9 protein-coding genes and 1 pseudogene are annotated in these 21,041 nt (G+C 37.9%); 5 read left to right on the top strand and 5 right to left on the bottom strand.

What is annotated here, in order from left to right:
- Positions 1–46: 46 nt before the first annotated feature.
- The 5 genes from ACYUCW_RS06925 to acnB all read right to left on the bottom strand — a co-directional run bounded on the left by ACYUCW_RS06925 (position 47) and on the right by acnB (position 5,755).
- Complete coding sequence (locus ACYUCW_RS06925) at positions 47–781, bottom strand: oxidative stress defense protein (RefSeq protein ID WP_004248538.1); 735 nt, start codon at positions 779–781, stop codon at positions 47–49.
- Between the two features lie 90 nt (positions 782–871).
- Complete coding sequence (gene argO, locus ACYUCW_RS06920; protein WP_004244063.1) at positions 872–1,495, bottom strand: arginine exporter ArgO; 624 nt, start codon at positions 1,493–1,495, stop codon at positions 872–874.
- Between the two features lie 168 nt (positions 1,496–1,663).
- Positions 1,664–2,524, bottom strand: a complete 861-nt coding sequence (gene mscS / locus ACYUCW_RS06915; protein WP_004248539.1) for a small-conductance mechanosensitive channel MscS — start codon at positions 2,522–2,524, stop codon at positions 1,664–1,666.
- A gap of 91 nt (positions 2,525–2,615) precedes the next feature.
- Positions 2,616–2,987 (bottom strand): YacL family protein, encoded by a 372-nt coding sequence (locus tag ACYUCW_RS06910; RefSeq protein WP_004244066.1) that lies wholly within the window; start codon positions 2,985–2,987, stop codon positions 2,616–2,618.
- 170 nt (positions 2,988–3,157) lie between these two features.
- Complete coding sequence (acnB, locus tag ACYUCW_RS06905; protein ID WP_460408310.1) at positions 3,158–5,755, bottom strand: bifunctional aconitate hydratase 2/2-methylisocitrate dehydratase; 2,598 nt, start codon at positions 5,753–5,755, stop codon at positions 3,158–3,160.
- A gap of 673 nt (positions 5,756–6,428) precedes the next feature.
- Here acnB and ACYUCW_RS06900 point away from each other — a divergent pair.
- The 5 genes and pseudogenes from ACYUCW_RS06900 to rtxA all read left to right on the top strand — a co-directional run bounded on the left by ACYUCW_RS06900 (position 6,429) and on the right by rtxA (position 20,869).
- A complete protein-coding gene (locus ACYUCW_RS06900) occupies positions 6,429–6,575 on the top strand; it encodes a hypothetical protein (protein WP_004248541.1) in 147 nt (48 codons plus the stop codon).
- Positions 6,576–6,608: 33 nt separating this feature from the next.
- Positions 6,609–6,779, top strand: a complete 171-nt coding sequence (locus ACYUCW_RS06895; RefSeq protein ID WP_017827182.1) for a hypothetical protein — start codon at positions 6,609–6,611, stop codon at positions 6,777–6,779.
- Between the two features lie 228 nt (positions 6,780–7,007).
- Positions 7,008–7,508: a hypothetical protein gene (locus tag ACYUCW_RS06890; protein WP_226894320.1), complete on the top strand. Its 501-nt coding sequence runs from the start codon at positions 7,008–7,010 to the stop codon at positions 7,506–7,508.
- Between the two features lie 4 nt (positions 7,509–7,512).
- On the top strand, positions 7,513–7,809 hold the full coding sequence (locus ACYUCW_RS06885) for a hypothetical protein (protein ID WP_460408309.1): 297 nt from the start codon (positions 7,513–7,515) through the stop codon (positions 7,807–7,809).
- Positions 7,794–20,869 (top strand): annotated as a pseudogene (gene rtxA, locus ACYUCW_RS06880) (MARTX multifunctional-autoprocessing repeats-in-toxin holotoxin RtxA). Before ACYUCW_RS06885 ends, rtxA begins: the two are co-directional and overlap by 16 nt.
- Positions 20,870–21,041 lie beyond the last annotated feature (172 nt).

Genomic DNA, 21,041 nt, shown 5'->3' with positions numbered 1-21,041 from the left:
TCAGCTCACTGCTGAGCCAATACATCTTATCTTTTGATGGTAAAGATTATTTAGCTGTTTTTAATTCAAATACCACGTCAACGTAATCTTTAAACTCAATGCTTTGTTGTTGATAGGTCTCTTTTACTGCTTCCGGTGACGGGGCACTTAATGCCATAGCATCCATTTTCATTCGTGCTATCGGATAAGGTGTTGCTTCTGGTGCGCGATAACTTACGCTATAAACAGCCCCTAAATCAGCACCAAACCCTTTTGCCACTGAACTTGCCTGTTGTATGGCATTTTTAATTGCCACTTCTCGTGCTTTGGCTTTGTACTGTTCTGGATCATTAACGCCAAACTCAACATTATTAATTTCATTTAGCCCTGCTGCTAATGCCCCATCCAGTAAGGTATTAAGCTGATCAAGTTTTTTGATTTTTACATCTACGGTTCGTGTTGCTGTATAGCCATTAATCACCGAACGTTCTGCTTTTTTATCATACTCATAATTAGGCTGTGTACGAATGTTGGCAGCATCAATATCTTCTTTCGTCACACCGTTTTCTTTTAAAAAGGCAAAATATTTTGCAACACGCTCATCCACTTGTTTTTTAGCTTGAGCTGCATCTTTTGCTTTTTCACTAACCTGAATATTAAGTGTCGCCATATCAGGAGTCGCTTTAATTGTTGCATTACCTGATGTAGTTATATGGGGTCCTTCAGGTACCGCCCCGGCTAAAGCGATTGAGGGTGCTCCAAGGGCTAACATGGATGCTAATACCATTGCTTTTACTTTCACAAAAACCTCCTGACAAAAATCATGTATGGGTATTGTCACTAAATTACAGTTATAACAACATTAGCATATCTGTTGTAAAGTTCTTTCAGATTAAAAGAGGTTTTTCCATCCCTGAGCGGCCAATTGCAGAGCAATAAACCACATCACACACCCCACAAACAAGTTGATGATACGTTGAGCGGTCACTTGGCTTAAAATAGGTGAAAACCAAGCCGCTAGTAGTGATAAAGCAAAAAACCAACTAATCGATGCGAATACCGCGCCAAAAGTAAACCAAGGACGTAATTCTGCTGATAATTGCCCTCCGATACTGCCAAGCACTACAAAGGTATCAAGATAAACATGGGGATTTAGCCAAGTGACGGCAACTAAAGTTACAATCACCCGCCAACGACTTTTCACTTGATTTTTATGTTGTGATAATTCAATCTCTTTTGTAAAAGCGGTTTTAAACGCATTCCAGCCATACCACAATAAAAAAGCCACACCGCCCCAAGTGATCAGTAATAAAAGATATTCTGATTGGCTCAGTAATGCACTTCCACCAAAGACTCCCCCGCTAATTAATATCACATCACTTAAAGCGCATAAAAATGCACTCATTAAATGGTATTGTTTTTTACTACCTTGTTGCAAAACAAAGGCATTTTGCGCACCAATGGGCAATATCATTGCTGCACTTAATAAAAACCCCTGAAAAAATGTTGTTAACATGCAAAATATCCTAATAATTATTCATTAAATTAAGAAAAATAATAAAAGGATTTTGTTATTAGAGGAAATGAATCATTCTTATTGATAATAAGAAAAACTAATAGCGGTAAAAATAAAAGAGCCACGCTTAATCGGTGGCTCTTGAGATGTGTTTTATAACAATAGTGCTTATTCTGCTTTCATCACGGTATTTTGTGCTTGATGCATATAGACATCCATTTGTGGGAATGGAATACCAATATTATTTGCATCTAGCGCGCGTTTAAAGTTTTCCATAAGATCCCAATAAACTGGCCATGCATCATCATTGGTGGTCCAAACACGTACCACAAAGTTTAATGAAGAAGGCGCCATTTCATGTAAACGTATTGTCACGCCTTGGTTATGTTGAATACGTTTATCTTGCGCAACAACATCACCGAGCACTTTTTTGACTTTATCAATATCAGCATCATAAGCAACGCCGACAATAATTTGTGTACGACGATTTGGCTCACGGCTAAGGTTAATAACCTCACTACTGATAATTTTGCTATTTGGAATAACAATGATCCGGTCATCCGCTGAACGTAATGTGGTCGAGAATATTTGTACATCTCGCACCGTACCTTCGACAGCACCAATCATCACGTATTCACCAGCACGAATAGGACGGAAGATAACAATTAAAACACCCGCTGCAAAGTTAGAGAGTGAGCCTTGTAATGCTAAACCAACCGCTAAACCTGCCGCACCAAGTACTGCGATAACAGAAGCTGTTTGAACCCCTAATCGACCTAATACTGCAATCAAAGTGAATGCAATAACGGTATAACGCACCAAGACAGACAAGAATGTCACAACAGTTGCGTCGATATGGCGTAACGTTAAAATTCGTGCAACCCCTTTACTGACCATTTTAGCGACAAAAAGACCAATAAATAGGATCAAGAATGCAGCAACGATATTCACAGCATATTGAATAAAGAGTTCTTGATTAGCAACAAACCAACCTGTTGCTTCATCTAAACTCGCAGGTAATTCATTCATTAGACCACCTTTTAAACTTATAATCCTAATAAAAAGAATAGCAACCAATAGTATATTGTGGCAGATTTATTTAATAAATATATGGGATTTGTTAACTTCTTCTATTTTCCAGAATAAATAACCGATATTTTTGTAGCATAGTAGCAAAATCATCTAATCCACAAAATGCGATGCTTTCATTATCGTAGTAGCTCATCCCTTCTTCTAAATCATCGGTTTCAAAATGGAGAGTATTCGCCCTTACCATAATTTCCTCATCATCAATAGATAAGCTGTATTCTTTACCAATCAATTGCCACTGTTTCTCACTACCTTTAACTTCGTCCATCTCAGTCAAAATTTGATCGATTAAGCTGATATCACCTTGGATCTCATCATTTAACCAATAACCAATCGCCTCATGATCCATTGAAAAACGGGCCAATATACCGCCAGTAAGATCACGCTGAAATTCATAGTCCATGGTGTATGCCCCTTAAATTAGCTGTCGCCTTTTTCTATATAAAATATCTATTGTTATTATGGCAAAAATAACAAAAAAACAGGAGGCATTGCCTCCTGTTTCAGACTGCTGAACAACGTTATATGTTGGAATGCAGTTGTAATCAATTTTTAGTGAAAAATCAAACTCAGTTATACCGTGGTTTGGAAAATCACTTGTGTTGCTTTATCTGTATATTGCTCTAGTTGGTCAAAATTGAGATAACGGTAAGTATCTTCCGCCGTTTCATCGACTTTATTGATGAAATCAAGATACTCTTGTGGCTCTGGTAGACGTCCTAACAGTGAAGCCACTGCCGCAAGCTCTGCGGATGCAAGGTAGACATTCGCCCCCGCACCTAAACGATTCGGGAAGTTACGTGTTGATGTTGAAACAACCGTTGCCCCATCCGCCACTCGCGCTTGGTTACCCATACATAATGAACATCCCGGCACTTCGATACGAGCGCCACTCTTACCAAAGACGCTGTAATAACCTTCTTCAGTCAGTTGTGCTGCATCCATTTTTGTTGGTGGTGCAACCCATAAGCGTGTCGGTAATTGACCTTTATGTTGATCGAGTAATTTACCCGCCGCACGGAAATGCCCAATATTGGTCATGCAAGAGCCAATAAAGACTTCATCAATTTTGCTGTTTGCAACTTCTGATAATAGACGAGCATCATCAGGATCGTTTGGTGCGCAAAGAATAGGCTCTTTGATTTCGTTTAAGTCGATTTCAATTACAGCAGCATATTCAGCATCCGCATCTGCTTCAAGTAATTGCGGATCAGCTAACCAATTTTCCATTGCCGTAATACGACGCTCAAGTGTACGACGATCACCATAACCTTCTGCTATCATCCATTTTAATAAGACAATGTTAGATTGTAGATATTCGATAATCGGTGCTTTATCTAATTTAATCGTACAACCCGCAGCAGAACGCTCAGCCGATGCATCAGCTAGCTCAAAAGCTTGCTCAACTTTAAGTTCAGGTAAACCTTCAATTTCTAAGATACGACCAGAGAAAATATTCTTTTTACCTTTTTTCTCAACGGTCAATAACCCTTCTTTAATGGCATAAAGTGGGATGGCATGAACCAGATCACGTAGCGTTACCCCCGGTTGCATTTTACCTTTAAAGCGTACTAACACCGATTCTGGCATGTCTAATGGCATTACTCCTGTAGCCGCTGCAAAAGCGACTAAGCCTGAACCTGCAGGGAATGAAATACCAATAGGGAAACGTGTATGTGAGTCACCACCAGTACCAACAGTATCTGGCAATAACATGCGGTTTAACCATGAGTGAATAATGCCATCACCCGGACGCAGTGAAACCCCTCCACGATTCATAATAAAATCAGGTAACGTGTGATGGGTGGTTACATCAACAGGTTTTGGATAAGCGGCGGTATGACAGAATGATTGCATAACCAAATCAGCGGAGAAACCTAAGCATGCTAAATCTTTCAGTTCATCACGTGTCATTGGCCCTGTAGTATCTTGAGAGCCAACGGAGGTCATTTTGGGTTCGCAATATTCACCAGGGCGAATACCATCACGACCACAAGCGCGTCCCACCATTTTTTGTGCAAGTGAGAAACCACGATCGCTCTGTTCCACTGCTTTGGCATGACGGAATAAAGTGCTAGGTGGTAAACCTAAGGCGCTACGAGCTTTTGAGGTCAATCCACGACCGATGATCAAAGGAATACGTCCACCCGCACGCACTTCATCAATCAGTACTTCTGTTTTTAGTGCAAAGGTTTCCAATAACTCATTGGTTTCATGGTTACGGATTTCACCTTTGTATGGGTAAATATCAATAACATCACCCATATTTAATTTAGAAACATCAACCTCAATAGGTAATGCACCGGCATCTTCCATCGTGTTGAAAAAGATAGGGGCAATTTTGCCACCCAATACAACTCCACCACCGCGTTTATTTGGTACATAAGGGATATCATCCCCCATAAACCAAAGTACCGAGTTGGTTGCAGATTTACGTGAAGAGCCTGTTCCGACAACATCCCCCACATAAGCCAGTGGGAAACCTTTTTTATTCAGTGCTTCGATTTGTTTAATCGGGCCAACGCTACCCGGTTGGTCGGGTTCAATGCCTTCGCGGGCATTTTTTAGCATAGCTAGAGCGTGTAATGGGATATCAGGACGAGACCAAGCATCTGGTGCTGGTGATAAATCATCTGTATTGGTTTCACCCGTCACTTTAAACACGGTTACCGTGATTTTTTCAGCAAGTTCTGGACGTTCAGTAAACCACTCTCCATCAGCCCAAGATTGCATAATTTGTTTCGCGTAAACGTTGCCAGCTTTCGCTTTTTCTTCAACGTCATAAAAGCTATCAAACATCAATAAGGTATGAGAAAGTGCTTTTGCCGCAATAGGAGCCAGTTTGTCGTTATCTAGCGCTTCAATTAATGCATGGATATTATAGCCACCTTGCATAGTACCTAATAATTCTACGGCTTTTTCTGGCGTGATAAGCGGTGATGTTGTTTCACCTTTTGCGAGAGCCGTTAAAAAACCTGCTTTAACATAAGCGGCTTCATCAACGCCGGGTGGAACACGGTTAACAATTAAATCAAGAAGGAATTCTTCTTCGCCTTTTGGGGGGGACTTTAATAGCTCAACAAGTGCGGCTGTTTGTGTGGCATCGAGAGGTTTTGGAACGACACCTTCAGCTGCACGCTCTGCTACGTGCTTACGGTATTCTTCTAGCACGACTTTCTCCTCGCTTCTTTGTCATTTTGTATAACCCGGCTGTCTGCACCCTATCTAGTTGGATGCCAGGTCAGAGGATCTTTTGCTCGCATAAAACATCTATGGTTGTGAAATTATGCCCAGCTAAGGGCTATCAGCATAGCAAATTTTCAACACTATGTTAATTCGTTCACATAAAAGCAACATACAACAAACGTAAATCTCACCTTGTTCATATTATGACACTCAATCTAATAGGCATTTTTCACCAGCCTCGTTTTTACCAATAAACTCAGTTAATAAATAGATATCAGTGCTACTCGGTAAACGTAACTTATCTTGTAAATTAAAGTCATTTGATTTAAGTAATAAATAACTAGAACAATAAACCTTACACATACATCCTTTAGAATTATTTTAAATAGAATGCTTATAAAAATAAACCCAACATCACCAACAAATAAAAACTTAATCAATAAACTACTATAAACCCCATATAATAATTATTTTTTGATAGAGTTTTAAAATCTAACATATTAATATGAAATAGCATTACCATGCTAATTATTTAAACAATAATTTCATTAAGTTCATTTACAAATAGCACTTAGCAATTACGTTCAACCTTTACATTTAAAAAAAGAAAATTATCGATTTATTCATTAAAATGATTAATTATATGGAGAAAGTCTTTATGGCAATTAACGAAAAATTTGTCCAAGAAATATCAAGCATTAATTATAATAATAGTATATTTTCACTCTATTTTGTCGGTCAAGATCCTCATAAAATAGCACAAGGTATCATGCCAGAAAAAGATGAAGAATTAGCCCTAAAGTAAGTGATCCACATTCCTGCTTCTGGTTTTATTTATATGGCTTCAATAATTAAAAGCATGCTGGAAAATCCATGCATAAACAAAGAGTTTGAAAAGCTAATTGCAGCAGATCTACTTCCTATTCTTCAAAATGAAACTAATATGACTGAAAATTTTACTGCCCTTCATTTAATAAAAAAAACAAATAATAGAAGAATAATTTTATAGAAGAACTTATTCATCATAAATTAACTCTTACCCTGTTTATTAATAACTGAAATAAATACAACTAATTAAAGAGAGGAAACGATTATTTACAATAATCTTCTCTCTTCAGATTTTTTGTCTTAAAAAGACAATTCAGTCAAGTCAGACGCTAGAAGGGTATATAGAGATGCTAGAACTACTGTATTTAAAAATTACTGTACTTTTTATTAAAAATAAGTTTGAGGGAAAATGATGTCAAAAATTTTAAAAGATTTAGAGTTTACTTTTACAGGAAAACGTTATGGTACAGATGGAAATGACGATATTGATGCCATAGGTTTTGGAGGGATCATTTATGCAGGAAAGGGACACGATACAATCACAGTCGGAACATTTGCAGTTACCGCTTACACCGGAGACGGGCACGATTTTGTCAGAGGGGGAAGTGCTTATCTTAAGATTATTGATGAGAACGGTGATTTAGATGTCAGAGGATTAAATGCATGGGGAGAAATTGAAAAGTCCGGTCATGGCGATCTGAAATATGTTGGTGCTTCTGCCGCGATTAAGATTAATCATACTGGATATGAATATGGAAATATCAATTATTCAGGAGCTGCTATTGCAAATATCATCACCCGTAAAGGCGCAATTAGTAATATCAACTACCAAGGTGCTGGCGGTTACAATCAAATTTGGCATGAAACCAATACTGGCAATATGACGTTTAAAGGGGGGGGGAGGCTATAATAAATTGGTTCGTACTTGGTTTAATAGCTATCAAAATTCAAAAGGAAATATTAATTTTGAAGGATTAGGCGGAGGCAACGGAATCTTCTCTCGCGTTGAAACAGGTGATATTAAATTTACCGGAGGTGGCTTAGAAAACGTCTTAATACGCGAAGGTAAATCAGGCGATATCTTTATGTATGGAGCAGGAGCCAATGATAGGCTTACACGTATCAGCCGAAATACTGATACCTATAAAGAAACAAGTGGCAATATCTATTTTTCGGGGGGGGAGGTTATAATCATATCTATTCCAATATAGCACAAGGCAATATCACATTTTATGGAGCTGGGGCTTACAATGAGATCATTCGTACAACTCAAGTTCATCCTCATAATGATTTATTAGTTGAATATACGAAAGCTGAAAATATTTTTCTAACAAGTGCTTATATGTTAAATCTAGACTTAGATAAAAGTATTAATTTTCTAACAAGTGATAATAAGCAAAATTTCGAATCCGGTAAACCTGTTGAAGTAAAAGCGATTAAATCATTGCGAGAACCAAATACTTATTTGTTTAAAACACCGGGCCCAGGGGATACCAATTTATTCATATCAGACTATGGTCGTCGAGATTATACCTTTAATAAAGTCAAAATTTACAATGATCCTGAAACGGGAAAACTTCAATACGATTCCGAACTTTGGCGTATAACGCCTGATAGTGGGGACATTAGGAACATACGTTTTGATAAAAAAAATTTTGAGGATACCTATAATCTTAGTGTGGTCAATAATTGTTGGAATACATTAGAAAAACAAGAAATTATCGAATCACCACGTTTCACAAAAATAAATGCTGATAGCCACTATCAATTATCTAATTTAAAAGTATTTCAACATATTAATACAGAACAAATCCAAAGAAAGTCTCTAGAAACAATCAAGTTGGGCGTAGCACAAGAACTTTTTAAAGACGATAATTCTGCTGAATGCTCTGGTGATATCAATTTCACAGGTGGTGGCGCTGGTAATGTCATTAAATCTGATGTTACACAAGGTGATATCAATTTTACAGGTGGTGGCATAGCAAATGTAATAAAACATAACTCTAATTATGGTAATACCAACTTTACTGGTGGAGGCGCAGCCAACATCATTGTAAAAAAAGGTCAAAGAGGAGACCTAACATTTGATGGAGGAGGATTAGCAAATGTCTTACTACATCAAAGTAAAGAAGGAAGAATGAACATTAATGCTACTGGTGCCACGAATGTATTAATCCGAATTGGTGACGGTGAATATAAAGCACATCTTACGGCATTAGGGAATGTTTCTATTCACAAAGGACAAGGTGATAGTCATATCACAATGTTAGGAGGATTAAATACCCATACCCAGATTGATAGTCATCAGCGTGATAAGGCTTTATGGCGAGCATTAGGCGGACTTAATGTCATGACACAAGTCGGTGCTGGTACTATTACATCTTTACTCGGCGGCGGTGGAAATGTCCTGACTAAAATGGGTGAAGGCGACCTAAGTAGCATCATGTTAGGTGGTGCTAATATCATTACACATATCAGCAATAACAAAATAAAATCAAACACTTACACTATCACCCTAGGTGGATTAAATATTTTAACAAAAAAAGGTCAAGGTGATATTTTAGCCATAATGGGGGGGAGGTGGCAATGTCCTAACACATATCGGAAACGGTAACATACATGGCGTTATGCTTGGAGGTGCCAATATCTTAACTAAAGTAGGTAATGGTGATCTTTCAGGCATTATGCTAGGTATTGGTAATGTACTAACACATGTTGGCGATGGGCAAACCCTAGGTATAATGGGCGCTGTGGGGAATATTTTCACTAAAGTCGGTAATGGAACCAGTATGGGTGCCATGCTCGGTGGTGGCAATATATTCACCCATATAGGTAATGGTGAAGCTTGGGCACTAATGGGAGGTTTAGGCAACGTCTATACCAAAATAGGCAATGGGAATACTTTGGCACTAATGATCGCCAAAGGGAATGTGTTCACTCATGTGGGTGATGGAATGTCGGTTGCTCTAATGTTAGCGATAGGCAATATAGCCACAAAAGTGGGCGATGGCATGACATTAGCTGCAATGATTGGCAGTGCTAATATTTTTACTCACATTGGGCATGAAGAAACCTTTGCTGCAATGGTGGGTAAAGGTAATGTCCTTACCAAAGTTGGCAATGGATTAACGTTGGGATTAATGCTAGGTGTGGCTAATATTTATACCCATGTCGGTGATGGCATTGGTATTGGGCTGTTTTCTGGTAAAGCAAATATCATGACCAAAGTGGGTAATGGAACCACATTATCAGCGATGTTTGGCAAAGCCAATATTATGACCCATATCGGTGATGGGATAACTGGCATACTTGCATTAGGCCAAGCCAATATCATAACAAAAGTGGGTGATGGCATTGCGGGAATCATTGCTGGTGCAAAAGGAAATATCGTTACTCATGTAGGTGATGGAATAACCGCTGCGATCCTCGGCGGAAAAGCGAATATTTTAACAAAAGTGGGTGATGGGCTCACCGTAGGTCTGCTGATTTCAAAGGTGGGAAATATTATGACCCATATTGGTAATAGCACCACGATTGGTTTTGCCAAAGGCAACGCCAATATCATCACAAAAGTAGGCTATGGTTTAGGCATTAATGCGGCATGGGGTAAAGCTAATATTTTCACTCATATCGGCGATGGTGAACGATATAACTTCGCCAAAGGAAATGCCAACATCATTACCAAAGTAGGTAATGGACAAGAAACCTCTGTTGTTAAAGGTAATATCAATATTATTACACACGTAGGTAGTGGAAATAATTATACTGGTGCATGGGGCAATGGGAATGTTGTAACACAAATTGGTGATGGTCGTCAGGTCGCCTTAGCAAAAGGTCATGCAAATATTGTCACTATGCTCGGAAAAGGTGACAACTATGGCATAGTTTGGGGTAAAGCCAATATTTCGACAAAAGTAGGTAATGGCACGCAAGTCACCATAGCAAAAGGCCAAGCAAATATTACAACAACCGTAGGTGATGGCCTAGGTGTTACCGTTACATACGGCAACGCAAATATCAATACTAAAGTGGGGAATGGTGTATCTGTAAACGTTGCTTGGGGGAAATATAACGTAAGTACCAAAGTGGGTGACGGCTTAAATGTTTCGGTCATGAAAGGTACCGCTAATGCAAATATCCATGTTGGTAACGGTTTAGGTATTAACGCCTCTTACGCAAAAAACAATGTCATCGTTAAAATTGGCAATGGTGATATCTACAGCTTATCGGTTGCTTCTAGTAATACTCAAAGTAATAAACTCGCTACTTTCTTCGGCAATATAAAACAGAGTGTACTTGGTGTGGTCGGGAGTCAGGCTATTAACTATTTAGTACAAGGTGATGATGTAACCACTTCCGGCTCCCGCAAAGGCAAAGGCGCTATTCATTTAATTGAAAAATCTTCAATCGACGGTTTCAAAATGAACAAAATCGACGAAGTGAAGAGTAACATTGATATAAATTTAAAAGGTCATATCACAGAGGTAGAAACCCCTAGTTTAAGTGATGTTAATACAGATGAATCCAACTTAACCAATAACAGTCCGAATTTGATCATAAATGGTGACTTTAAACATGGATTTAAACCTGTAACAGAAGGTTGGAATATTGCATATACTCAGGATAAAATTACAGCAATTAGCCAATATGGACATAGAGCCTCTATTGATACACCAACTAATACTAATAATAAAGATTATTGGGATGGTGGACTTATAGCAGAATACAAGGAAGAATATGAACCAAATATCGCTATATATCAAGATATTAGTGGTTTAATGCAAAATGAGGTGATTGAATTAAGTTTTGAGTATGAACGACAAGATAATACGCCAACAGAGAATAAATTAAGTGTTATCTGGAATGGTGAGGTTGTCTTCACTTCATCAAGTGATGATAAGTCAATAGCATGGCAACAACAACAAATTAAATTAACCGCAAATGCAGAAAATAATCGTCTTATTTTTACCATTCCAGGCTCTGATGGCTTGCAAGGAAATAATTACAGACTAAGAAATATTGTCGCTAAATCAGCTGTAGCAAATATAAACAAGCATATCTCAGATTCTGATGCGACAAAAAATGCCCTCGCTGACAAAAAGAAGGCAGATGCCAATCGTCAAAAACTAACTGATGAAAAACAACGCCTATTAGACCACATCTCTACCACACAGACTGAACTTGAATCGACCGATCACCTTGCACTGGAGAAAAACGGCCATAGAGAACGCGATGCCATTCTTGAAGAAGCTAATTCAGTAACACACAATTTGACCACAGTTGGTCAAACACTGGAAGTACTCAGCGAATATTCACAAGATGCCCCCCTCAGATCAACCATGGAGTGAGCCATTCGCGGAAGGAATTTTAAAGGATGTACAGAAGAGCTTAATTAATACTAAAAAAATTGTTTCAGTGCCTGTTAATAATATTAAAACTCAGTATGTTGCAAACCTTACAAAGGTGAAAAAATCGATAAAAAAATCGGAATATGGCGTTATTCAAAGTGAAGAACATTGTCAAGAAGTGCAACTCGATACTTCCAAAGCAAAAAATGATGCAGATAAAAGATACTCAGACGCGATAGATAAAAAAAATAGTGCTCAAATGGCAGAGAAAAAAGCATCAACCATGGTGGAAGATGCGAGATCACGAGGAGATACGGAGCAAAAAACAGCGACTAGCATATCGGATAAAGCACAAAAAGAAGCTAAATCTGTTCAACTGAAAGAAAGTGATAAACCTAATCGTCACAGGGCGCATGGTAGCGGTTTATCCGGAGAAGCGGCCTATGTAGAGGGGGCTGATGATAATCCATCCAGTTATATCAAACCAATATCAACTAAAAAAAATGATGGTCGTTTCAATAATAAACTGACAACATTTAATCAGGAATTACTTGATGATGCTCAGCAAGCCATTAATCGTTTAAGCATTAATGCTGGGATCCGACAAAAATCGGCAAACGTTCTTCCCTCTTTTACATCAGACCTTAATGGAGATGACGTAGCAACCTATCAACAACCTTCTCTTCGTTCAGGCAATCTTCAATATCACAAAATAGGAGCTATCGCGGTCAATCTTTCTGGATTAGGCGAAAGCCCCATTTTTGAAACGCTAAAACAAAAATTCAATGTAAAAATTAAGAATAGAAATACTTACTTTACTTTTATTTTGGAAAAAAATAGTGGTCGTATCCAAAAAAATATTTATTTGGATAACATCAATGATCCCACTCAGCAAAAAATAATAGAACACTTTATTTTAGCTAATTATTCAAATTTTGAAGCAATGCCTAATGAACTTCATTTAGAAAATGACAAAATTAAATCAAGTCATAACAACAAAGATAGGATACTTGCAGAATACGTAGAACATAAATGGCAAATGCTAACTGATTCAAAAGTCATGTCAGTTGATGAACTACATAAAGTTGCAAGTGTTAAAGGCAAAATACAAGGCGAAAGTTATAAATCAATCATTACAACTCTCTCGGAATACCATGAAAAAGAATCGAATACAAACTGCTTACCAATAGAGAAATTGAGAGTGCTAGCTCAGTTGCGAAACCAAATTGATGGTTACCTATTAGGACACCCCGACTCTGAACGCAATGATGGATTGAAACAGTTACAAACTCAAGTCAATACACGTTATAAACACGCATCAGCTTTAATACAAGATAGTCACACCATCAACGCTGATAGCAGCTTTAGTCGCTTATACGATTCACTTTCAAATGCCAATTTAAAAAGAAGTAAACACATTTATATTGATATTAACGGACACTTTGTCACTGAAGGAAAAAACAATCTGCAAGGGAAAAATAGACTAACCAGCGGAAAAGAAGTGATTGAGCGAGTAAAAAATGCCGTAGAAAAAGAATATGGCGCACCGATTGCCAATAAAGTCTTCAGTCAATTTGCAAATAATGAATTCGCTGAAAACGGCGAGGGTATTGATGTTTCAGGGTTAAAAAAAATTCACAGAGCTATTGAGCGGGAACTATCTCCTCATAGTGCAACCTTATATATCTGGAAACCAAGCAATCATAGTAATTTGGGACACGCCACACTACAAATAGGTCAAGGTCGCTTACTGTTAAACACAGAAGACGCACAAAATAATCATAAAGAAAACTACATCAGTTGGTGGCCTAACAAGGCGAAGTCATATTTTGATGTGATGGGAGTCCCCTCACAACCAAAAGAGTCGTTAGCATCGGATGTTGCAGCAGAAGAAAATGATGGCTTTGGTTTAAATTACAAATATAAAGAACTAAACAGATATGACCGACTCATGAATATTGCGAAAGGTGAAACGGTCACCACTGCAGATGATTTATCTCTTGCAGACGCAAAAAATATATTGACGATCCCAAATTATATAGAAAATTCAAAAATACCGCGAACAATTGGACAGCCTTTTATTGATGAATGGGTAATAACTCAGAAAAAACTCAACAACATCGCCACAAATTTTCTAGAAGCTGTACAAGGTAAATTTAGTGGAAATACCATAACTATAAATGGTGCCATGATACTATTGACAGAGCCCACGTTACTATCAAAAAGAAAAATCCCACTTTCTGTTGCACAGCCTTTTATTGAATAATGGGATAATATAAAAACACAACAAGAAGATATATCTATTCAATTATTAAAAGCGATGAAGACTTGGATACAAGAAGGTAAGGATCCAACGTTAACGAAAAAACGAATTGCTTTAGTAGAAAACGAATTTGCTGAGCAAAAACAAAAAAGTATTGACAGATTTAAAACCAGCTTACCTGATGAAGGACGAGTATTCCGTATTAATTTAGAGGGGTTAGACGTTGCTGCTATGCAAGCTGAATGGCAACGAATTAAAAATTCACCTAATGGTCGTTATCATTTATTAACCCAAAATTGTTCGAGTATCGTAGCGAAAATTTTAAAAGCGGGTGGCGCAGATGAACTGATTGGCTATAACTGGCAACCTAAATATAATATTTGGACACCAAATCAAATGTTCGCATTTGCTCAAGAGTTACAAGAAGCGCAAATGGCACGACAACAAAGTAGAATGATTCCACCTAACTTACACGCGTTGTCAGGTTCTGAAAATATCCGTCAAGAGCTAGAAAACACCTCCCCTCTTATTTCTGCTGAACAAAAGCTCAATATTGTTTTTAGTGAACAGGAAACGGGTTTTCTACTGACACAAGCATCAGATGAAACGAATGAAAAATTTATTTATATAAAAAATGGAGATAATCAAGAACAACAAAAAATAATGAGTAATTTTATACTCACTCATTATCGTGATTTTGACTCTATCCCTGAGCAACTTTATTTCTTAGATAATACAATCGTGTCACTCGATAAAAACCATTCACGAATATTATCAGAAAAAGTCGGTGAAAATTGGCAACCTGTTGCCTATTCGAATCTAATGACTGCTGATGAATTAACCTCCGCTGCAGAGGTGACAGGAAAAGCACGCGGTGAAAATTATAAAGCGATCATTCAATCGCTTAGAGATTATGAATTACAAAGTACAAATACAAACAACACACCAATAGATATATTTCAGCAACTATCCACATTACGTATACAAATTAATAGTTATCTGCTTAAACACCCTGATTCAAAACGTAACGAAGCATTGCAACAATTACGCGACCAAGTTGATATACGTTATAAACATGCTTCTATCTTATTAAGTAATAGCCAGCAAGTTGATTCAAATAATACTTTTAGTTATTTATATGAGATTTTTTCAAATGCTAACTTAAAAATCAACAAACATATTTATCTTGATGAAAACGGCAACTTTGTTACAAAAGGGAAAAATAATTTACAAAACCAAGACAAACTTATCAGTGGTAAAAATGCAATCACAAGCATTAAAAGATTGGTCGAAAAAGAGTATGGCAGTGAAATTACCAATCAGGTATTTAATCAATTTACAGAAAATGAATTTGCCCAAAATGGCCATGGTATTGACCTGTCAGGATTGAAAAAAATTCACCAAGCAATTGAACAACAAGTTTCACCAATCAGTTCTACACTATATATCTGGAAGCCCAGCAAACATAGTCGCTTGGGACATGCTGCGCTACAAATAGGTTCTGGGCGCTTACAATTAGATAGCGATAGTGTGCAGGATAACCATGATAATAATTATGTCAGTTGGTGGCCTGCCGGGAGCAAATCGCTCGCAAACCCACTGAATATTACAACAGAAAAAAATCCTGATTTAAAATTACGCTGGTATGATTTAAGCCAACCAGTGAGTCGCTCAACAAATTTCATGACTTTACAAATTGATATTCAAGAAGAGGAAAAGACGAATTTCAAATTAAATAAAGATGAAGGGGAAAATGACAGACAGTTAAAAGAATTTAGAGATAAAACGAATCTTACCCGAGGTCTCGAAAATATTACACCTGAAATCGCAGGCTTACTGTTGAATGCTCCTCATTGGATACCAGAAACACTTATCCCACCTGAAATTTCACACCCCTTTATTAAACAGTGGAAAAGCCCAAATAGTAATCTACTTGAAGTATCAACAAACTTTTCAATCGCAGTGAAAAACTGGCTAAAAGTCGCCTTTCCAACAGCGATGATTAACCAAACCTTTGCATTGGAAATCAAGAAAATTAAAGAAATTGAAGACCGAAAAACAGAAAATTTCAAAACAAGTGTCGCTGATGATACAAATGATGGCGTGGTGTTTCGCATTAATCTAGAGGGACTTGATGCCGCCGCCATGCAAAAAGAGTGGAAGCGCATTAATAGCCAGTCTGATCCTCGTTACCAATTATTAACCAAGAACTGTTCTAGTATTGTTGCTAGAATATTAAAAGCAGGCGGAGCAGATCAACTGATTGGTCATCATTGGAAACCTCGATTTGGCATATGGACACCAAATGAGTTGTATAAATTTTCTCAAAAGATACAGGAAGCACGCTTAGCCCAAATTGCGGTACAACAAGGCAAACCTATACATTCTAATTTACAAGCATTATCAGACCACAATAAAGTGGCTATTGATAATGACGGTACATCACCAAACGAGAGAAAAAATCTTAGCCCATTAACACGTTTTTTTAATGATCATTTTTTCGGCAGCTATGAACGTCGTAGAGACATGACAACGGTGATGAGAATAAAAAATGAAGAAAAAATAACATTAAAAGGGGATGCAGGCCGTCTTACAGGATCATATTACAGAGGAAACGACAATATTCCAGAAGCTACCGATAAGAAAGTAGTACTATTTTTACATGGTTCAAATTCCCCTACCGAAAAACAATCCTCTAGTTTTTATCATTATTATAACCAACAAGGCATCGATATGTTAGCGATTAACATGAGAGGGTTTGGCGAAAGCGATGGCTCGCCAACAGAGCAAGGAATGTATGCTGATGCACAAACCATGTTCCGTTATCTCGTTAATGATAAAGGTATCGATCCTAAAAATATTATTATTCATGGTTATTCCATGGGGGCACCAATTGCGGCTAAATTAGCCAGCGATATTTCAGCTAACGGTCAGCATATAGCTGGGCTATTCTTAGATAGACCAATGCCAAGTATGTCAAAAGCAATTGAATCTTATGATGAATATAGCCTTAAGAAATTGACTGGACAACTCGCAAAAAAAATCAATGGCCAATTCTCCGTAGAAAAAAATCTACAGGGTTTCTCAAAAGATATCCCCATTATATTGCTCACTGACTGTGGCGAGCTGGGCATTGGTGGTGAAAAAATGCGCACTAAATTACTTGATAAAGGATATCTAGTTAAAGGAGAAAGAACCGATGTTTCTCATTTAGAGAGCCTTAAGTTGATGAATCAATACGGTAAACAAATAATATCAAGTTTACTATCCCCAGAGTATGTAAATAACACCAATCACAGAAATGCGTTAGATTCGATACAAAACCCGATAAAAAAGAATAAGGTGACTGATTGGGGGATGGTATATGTAAAACCCAATGATAATGGGGGTGATAGTCGTTTTGATAGCCAGATTATTATCCAAACAGAGGATGATCCGATAGTCGCTCAAGCAGCTTCGGCACTTGCCGCTAAACATGCCAAAAATAGTATCGTGGTACAATTGGATGCCGATGGTCATTACCGCGTAGCTTATGGCGACCCAGCACAACTTTCAGGTAAAATACGTTGGCAGCTTGTTGGCCATGGTCGTGAAACAACCGAAAATAATCATTTACGCCTTAGCAACCACAATGCTGATGAGCTTTCCAATCAATTGGTTAAATTCAATACCGTATTCAGCAAAGAAAATAATATCAATACAACTCCTGAACATATCAGTATTGTCGGTTGTTCATTAATAAGTAATGACAAGCAGGCAGGATTTGCCCACCAGTTTATCAATGCATTAGATCAACAAGGCATTCGTAGTAGCGTTTCTGCTCGAGTAACAGAGGTCGCCGTTGATAGCAATGGTCACAAATACACCAAAGATAACAACGGAGAGTGGGTAGCCAAACAAAACCAAAACAAGGTAGTGTTAAATTGGAATAAAGAAGGCAAAATCACGACTGAATTTGAGCAAATACATAATGGTGTTGCTGAAGGTGATATTGATTTGACTAAAATAGGTGCTTCAGCTGACAACAAAGTACGTGGCGCAATTGCAGATAATAATGAAGTCTTTACCGCCCCCAAAAAAGGTAAAAAATCAACCAAACAAAGCTCATCAGGAAGTGATAATTCATCACTAAGCTATTCTGGCAATATCCAAGTCAGTGTGGGTGACGGCGAGTTTACAACGGTTAATTGGGGAACCTCTAATCTTGGGATCAAAGTAGGTACTGGCGGATTTAAATCACTGGTTTTCGGTGATAACAATGTGATGGTACACGTTGGTAATGGTGATAGTAAACATAGTGTTGATATTGCTGGCTATCAAGCTTTCGAAGGTATGCAATTATTTGTTGGTACACGTAACGTCAGCTTTAATCTGGGGCGTAGTAATGATCTTATTGTGATGTTAGAAAAATCAATTCCAACCCCTCCACTGATCAACCCTTTTGATGGTGCTGCTAGAATCACCAAAGTTCTAGAGTCAATCGCATGCTCAGGTGAAAATAATGATAATGATTGGTTGTCGGTACAAAACGATCAGTGGACACTCGCTGGCGCTAAAAAATTTGCCATAGATATGTCAGGAATAGACCAAACGAGCAATGTTGACTATAAAACACTGACTGATCTGAATTCACAGAATAAGCGTAGTAGCCGTGGATTAAAGAGTGATCTAGAAGCCACACTAAACAAAAAATATAACCAGTGGTTAGGTGGTAGTGGCAATAACAACGAGATGGGAAAAATCAGCCGAGCTGAGCAACTTCGTCAACTAGATAGTAAAATCGCTTTTAATTTCGCCATTGGTGGTCAAGGTGCTGATATTCAAGTTACTGCCGGGAATTGGAACTTGATGTTTGGTGATAATATCCAGTCTATTATAGACACTAATCTTGGCTCATTATTTGGCTTAATGACGCAGCAATTTACAGCAACTGGTATGGTGGAAACCACCTTTACTTATACCCCCCAAAACTTACCAACTAAGTTAAAAAATAAATTGCTAGGTCGGTTAGCCAGCGTGAGTTCAGACACGACTCTGGGGGATATTTTTGGAGTAAACTCTACCACAGATGGAAAAATAATCTCTCGTAATGGTGAGCCCATTGATGTTGTCGCTATTTTGAAAGATATGCTCGCTGTAGTGACTGAGTTTGGAGGTGAAAAACTGTCCGCATTTACTGATCCGACTAAATTATTAGATAACCTCCAATCATCTATTAATCTGGGCAAGGATGGTATTATTTCATTTGCTGAAAGCCATGGTTTAAAAGAAAAAGCGACAGAAGATCAACAAAATGAATCTGAAGTTTCAATTAATGCCCAAACACCAATAACAACGAGTCAAACTGAAAATAGCAAGATCACAGAGGAAAATGATCGCCCTTTCGGCTTCAATTCGCTAAATATCCCCAATCTATTTGCCACAATCTTTAATAAAGATAAACAAACAGATATGCGTGATCTCGCAGAAAACCTCAAAGAAAATTTAGCAGCTGATGTACTGAACATGGAGAAGAAAACGCTCGATTTCTTGCGTAATAGTGGTCATTTAAAAGGCGATGGTGACATACATGTCTCTCTTGGCAACTATAATTTCAACTGGGGGGGAGATGGTAATGATCTCGGCGCTTACCTAGGAGATAATAATAATTTTTGGGGTGGGCGTGGTTCAGATACTTTCTATGCAACGGGGATCTCAAATATTTTTACTGGGGGTTACGGAAATGATCTCGGCGTCTTGATGGGGCGCTCAAACATGATGTTTGGAGGCGATGGAGATGACACTGCTATTATCGCCGGTCGGATCAATAATGTCTATTTAGGTGACGGACTCGATAAAGCATTTGTCTTTGGGGAAGGCGGTGAAATTCACACTAATGCAGGTAATGACTATGCTGTCACTACCGGTAACTACAATCGCATTTTCAGTGGTAGTGAACAAGATTTTGTTGTCACAATTGGTAACCACAACCAAATATCCTTAGAAGAAGGCAATGATTTTGCCAAAATTTTTGGTAACTACAATAGGTTGAATGGAGGGGGCGGTGATGACGAAATTCAACTAATGGGTTATCACGCCGTAGTTGATGGAGGCGATGGAAATGATCAACTAATTGCAGCTTCATTCTCGAAATTTAGCCTTCTTAATGGTAATACAGGTAATGATATTATCATATTAGGTGGATATCAGAACCACTTCAAAGGTGGAAACGGTATCGATAGCTTCCTGATTAATAATAATGTGATTGATTGTTATATAGACGATATTAGCCAAGAAGATAATATTGTACTTGGAGATATTGATTGGAATAAATTATGGTTTGAACGCAGTGGCTATGATTTAAAGATCTCACATATTCGCTTCCCACAAAATACAGGGGAACAAGCCACATTTGAGCGCATTGGCTCAACTACTTTTACTGATTATTTCAATGGTAATCAGGCAAAAATCGTTATCGCAATGACTGATAAAGATCACTCTGATCAGCGCGAATATACGGCTTTATCAAGCAATGCACTCGCTATTCAAATTCAGGCCATGAGTACATTTCCTATGAAGGCAGGCGCATCCGGATTTTTCGATAATATAAGTGATGAGGCTAAACAAATGATAGCCGTAGCTTGGACAGATACAATTTCAGGAAAAGGCATATTAGTGTAGTTTAACCATACTCTATAACTATAATAAATCCTCTCCGTTGGATATGAACTGTGACGCGAGAGGTTTTTATCTTAAGAGTACTCTCAATGGAAAAATAATATCGTATCAAATTAAATTCCTATGTTGTTTAATCCATCATAATGAAAAAAGAGCCAAGCTCATAATGAACTTG

The sequence above is a fragment of the Proteus sp. MB838 genome, from assembly GCF_054767435.1.
The sequence above is the reverse complement of the archived record's forward strand: the minus strand, read 5'-3'. Positions and strand labels throughout refer to the sequence as shown.